We start from the raw sequence: 3954 nt of genomic DNA on the forward strand, positions 1-3954 counted from the left end.
CCCTAGCTCCAGATTAGCAAGTCGCGCCTTATTCGGATTGATTAGCTCCCTGTACTTCTTGTGCTCAATATTTCTGTAACCCTTTCGGACACCACTTTGAGTTGTCACGCTATAAGCATCAACAATATCGCCATTGCGAGTAAGCTCAGTACTAATGACGATTGACTCTGCCGCCGAGGCATTAACCGCTAGTGCAGCCATAGCTGCGAGGACAATTGCTTTCATGAAATCCTTCACACACCAAAATCACTTTAGATGCCTTCGACCCCAGCATCTGGCCGGCACAGAGGTCGAAGTTGCCTACCTGTCTTGTTTTCAAAGATGGGGCAGATCTCGCAGCAGGGCTTTGAGCTCATGCCAGGGATGCTGAGCGCTTTCCGTCTCGTTCAAACATCCCGCCCTATGGACGAATGCATCAGCTGCTTGATCTACAGCCTGACTGGACTGACACTCTTGGCACCAAATGATCGAGTTCTCGACTGACCATTTATCGCCAAAAGCATCCAGATCCTGATCAAGCTGGCTGTACTGCTCGTCTCCGCTCATCTCGTTCTCCCGTTGTTGGCGCGTACCTCACGCCTATCTTCGACCTGGTCAGGTTGTGGTTCAGTATGAAGTGTAACTGGCCACAACGGATTTCCCACAGCCAATAGCGGGCAATCCATGTTGGCGGAATGAGGCCTGGTACCCTTTCTTTTTTAGCCCCCGGTGACACCGGGCGGCCGTCACCCATGACGCCATTTCACGGTAAACTTACGCTCCAATTACGCACCTGCGCCATCCGCTGGCTCGCAGCGCATAACTCACAAAACAGGGAGAGAGGCATGCTGACCCTCGAAGACCGGTACACCGCAGCTCGCGACAAGTTCTTTGCTGAGAACCCGCAGGCAATGAGAGAGATTGAGGCGGTCAGCGCAGAGGAGATTGAGGGCAGTGGGATGACGGTAGAGGAATATCGTAGCCAGCAACGGTTGCAGGTATTCGCCGAGGCGGCCAAGAAGCGGGGCATTGAGCTGGATGAGTTTGTCATTCATCTGGTCGCCCAATCTCCTCAGCAAGCTCAAGAATGGCGGATCGAGCGCCATCGCAAAATGGCGGAAGTGCTTGGGTCATCCTGGGAAGAGTACAAGGACCTCAACCGAATTACTGAGTAGTCCAAACGATATTTCGTTGAAACGGATTCTCTGGTGAGGTAAGTTGGCGCTCGATGCGCGGGGGATTCCAGGTTGCGGTTCGTAACAGCCGCTTCGTGGTTTCACCTCAGCTGCTCCTTTCATGGCGTTACGGCTAGGAAAGTGAAGAGCCTCGGATTTTTCCGGGGCTTTTTTGTGGGCGCCTCAGAAGCGGCGACCTCTCTCCTATCATGACTATGGTTCACAACATGGTGATTGACGTACACAAGATCGCGCATGACTTTCGCGCATCGATCGAGGAACAGAAAGCCTTGGGCATTCTCCCGGGGCACATGGCAGGTTTTCCTCATGCCTGCTGCGCGGTGACATCCGAACTGCTCGGCGACTACCTCAACAGCATACCTGGGGGCCCGGAAGCGGAAACCGTTAGCGCTATGCGAGACGGCAAGCCTCACATGTGGCTCGTGGTGAATTCGCTGATCGTTGACCTAACTGCAGACCAGTTCCCTGACGGAAGTCCGGCGGTGTATGTGGGGCCAGAGGACGCTTGGTACGCCGGCTGGGAAATCGATCTGCGTGGCAAGGCGTCACACGGTGGCACCCCCACATCTAGTGACGAACGAGTGGTGCTGGAAAGGTTCATCGAGCACGCTGGGCTACCCACCTCCGATTAAACTGCGCCGCCCCACGTCGCGCCCCTGAGTGCGCAATCGGGGATGAGGCCGCCGGATAACGTCCACCCGGCGCCCCTCTGCCCAGCCCTCACCTATCTGCAGCGAAATTAGCCTTTCGAAGCCACCCCTCTACCGCCGCAGACCGGGAACGTTCCCGGGCGTCGATATGCCGCCCCCTGAACGTACCCCACGCTCGATAGGAACGCCCGTCAACTGCGACCCAGAACACGACTTGCTCCTCATCCACCTGCCGAAAAATTGCTTCTGGTGCTGCTCTCATGATTGGACCTGCTTGATATTGGAGGTCCTAGAATGGCGTCACGACCATCGGCAGAGTGAGCTCACGCTCGGAACTGAAGGGCGTACTCCAAAAGCTGCGCGTTCAGTTCATCTCGGTTCTCGCCATAGTGAGCTTCTCGATGGCAGTTCGGGCATAGCGCCACGCAGTTGTAGAAGCGATCCGACACGTCCGCACCCAGCACGTGGTGCACGTCCAGGAAGCCGGGGAATGTCCGACTCTCGGCGCATCTTTCACATCGGTACTGAGCCCGCTCCAGCACCGCAAGTCGCACCTTAGGATCTCGCTTCACGTGTGACCGGATAGTGCTCACCCTCTCCCCAAGGTCACGCCCTAGAGCCGAATAATCCGGCATTGGGCAATCGTCTAATGTGTCGTCAAGGCCTGGCGGTAACTGACCCGCCACAGCGAGCTTCGCGAGATCAACAACCCCTGGCCATTCCCACAATACATCGGCTACCTGGTGGGTATCTGGCAACCGATCATCTTGAAGCCACAGCGTTGGGCTTGTTCCGTTTTGGGCATGGTTCTTCCTGATGCGACCTTTCAGCCCCAGGCGCAAGAGCTCATCGCTCACCTCCCGCTGCCGATTCCAGATCTGGTGCAACGCATCTGTAGGGATCAGGGCGGCATAGACCACGACCTCACCTTCACGCTGAAACAGGAGGTTGTGACTGACGCCAAGGGCTAGGTCTCTCCCCACCACATGCTCCAATGTGGCATCCCAGCCTCCAGGCCGAAGGTGGGCCGTCAGCTGAGCAGCTGAATATCTCTGCTCATTCAAGTTGCGACCATCTCGGCGCCAGCATAGGCGAACCCGGGCTTTGACCTCCTCACCATCATTGTTGAGGAACGTGACAAGCTGCTGGGATGCTGAGCCAGTGGGGATTCGCTGGTCTGCAATTACTCTGAAGCCGCAGGCCTCCAGGAATGGACTGACTGCATCGCGTGAGCGCTGCTCCGCGGCGAGACTGTCAGTGCCTCGAAACTGTCGGGGTGATGACTTGGACACCGGAACTCTCCCTTCGAGCTCACAACTGATCATGGCTGCTCAAGTGCATGGACGCAGTCCAGTCTGGCTCATAGCTCACCGGCCTGCTCGGTCCTTCTAATGGAAAAGCCCCGGGAGACCGGGGCTTACCTCTCACTGGTTGGCGTTGATTCCTCACTGCAGATTTCTGTCATCTACCACGATCATCGGCAAAGTTAGCTCCCGCATCCAAGGTTATGGCAGATCCCAAGACTTTTGCCGTTGCTCCACCGGGAGATGCACACTGAGGACACGAACGGGCAGGGAGGAAGGCCCTAGAGTCATTCCTCCTCAGCTCAATCATCCTTGCTAGAACCTGTAGTGCGATGAGCCATAGGCGCTCTGCTGGGGCCCCTTGTAGTGCGTCAGGAAATCGTCGAAACGCTCAAGCATTTGAACAAAAATGTGAAGGGCCTCTGTAGATTCATCATGGAAAACCAGATTCCCCTCCTCCACGTGATGGTAGAAATCGAAATCTCGTTCGCTCATGAAGCCGAAAATAGGCATTTCAGCCAGGCACCCAGCCATCCGGACAATCTCATTTTCCCAAGCCTGGATTTCCGGAGTGAAGGTCCAGTGTGGGTGATAGGCATTCCAGGGCCTAGCCGTGGGCATGCCGGCCCGGTTACGGATCAGTCTAATGAACTCAATATCGAGCTGCACTATGGAGTTGTACGGATCCTCGGCAGATACAAAGAACTTCTTCTCACGGAACGTCACCTTGACTGGCCAGATCTCCTTGAGGAAGTTCGATGCATTTTGATGGTCGCGGGTAAGATCACTTCCAACCATCACTCCTCAGTTTTTTATCGGCTAAGG

Annotated in this window: 6 protein-coding genes; 2 read left to right on the plus strand and 4 right to left on the minus strand. The window is 55.8% G+C overall.

Going from position 1 to position 3954, the window contains the following annotated elements; translation table 11 throughout:
* The coding region (locus PM2_RS29160) for a hypothetical protein (protein ID WP_042132634.1) at positions 1–225 on the minus strand (225 nt) is incomplete at its 3' end.
* 90 nt (positions 226–315) lie between these two features.
* Positions 316–546 (minus strand): hypothetical protein, encoded by a 231-nt coding sequence (locus PM2_RS29165; RefSeq protein WP_004577225.1) that lies wholly within the window; start codon positions 544–546, stop codon positions 316–318.
* Positions 547–824: 278 nt separating this feature from the next.
* On the opposite strand from PM2_RS29165, the gene PM2_RS29170 reads away from it, so the two are divergent.
* Both PM2_RS29170 and PM2_RS29175 read left to right on the plus strand, forming a co-directional pair.
* Positions 825–1154, plus strand: a complete 330-nt coding sequence (locus PM2_RS29170) for a DUF6388 family protein (protein ID WP_004577226.1) — start codon at positions 825–827, stop codon at positions 1152–1154.
* A gap of 227 nt (positions 1155–1381) precedes the next feature.
* Complete coding sequence (locus PM2_RS29175; RefSeq protein WP_016487029.1) at positions 1382–1807, plus strand: hypothetical protein; 426 nt, start codon at positions 1382–1384, stop codon at positions 1805–1807.
* 341 nt (positions 1808–2148) lie between these two features.
* Here PM2_RS29175 and PM2_RS31745 read toward each other — a convergent pair whose 3' ends face one another.
* Together PM2_RS31745 and PM2_RS29185 are read right to left on the minus strand one after the other, a co-directional pair.
* Positions 2149–2745 (minus strand): HNH endonuclease, encoded by a 597-nt coding sequence (locus tag PM2_RS31745; protein ID WP_231995368.1) that lies wholly within the window; start codon positions 2743–2745, stop codon positions 2149–2151.
* Between the two features lie 699 nt (positions 2746–3444).
* Positions 3445–3927, minus strand: a complete 483-nt coding sequence (locus tag PM2_RS29185) for a hypothetical protein (RefSeq protein ID WP_004577229.1) — start codon at positions 3925–3927, stop codon at positions 3445–3447.
* Between the last annotated feature and the right edge of the window lie 27 nt (positions 3928–3954).

Origin of the sequence: Pseudomonas monteilii NBRC 103158 = DSM 14164, assembly GCF_000730605.1 — a bacterium.
GTDB lineage: Bacteria > Pseudomonadota > Gammaproteobacteria > Pseudomonadales > Pseudomonadaceae > Aquipseudomonas > Aquipseudomonas monteilii.

Bases quoted from the DNA above. Each gene is read 5' to 3' on its own strand.
- PM2_RS29165 (WP_004577225.1), bottom strand. From the start codon at position 546: ATGAGCGGAGACGAGCAGTACAGCCAGCTTGATCAGGATCTGGATGCT.
- PM2_RS29170 (WP_004577226.1), top strand. From the start codon at position 825: ATGCTGACCCTCGAAGACCGGTACACCGCAGCTCGCGACAAGTTCTTT.
- PM2_RS29175 (WP_016487029.1), top strand. From the start codon at position 1,382: ATGGTGATTGACGTACACAAGATCGCGCATGACTTTCGCGCATCGATC.
- PM2_RS29185 (WP_004577229.1), bottom strand. From the start codon at position 3,927: ATGGTTGGAAGTGATCTTACCCGCGACCATCAAAATGCATCGAACTTC.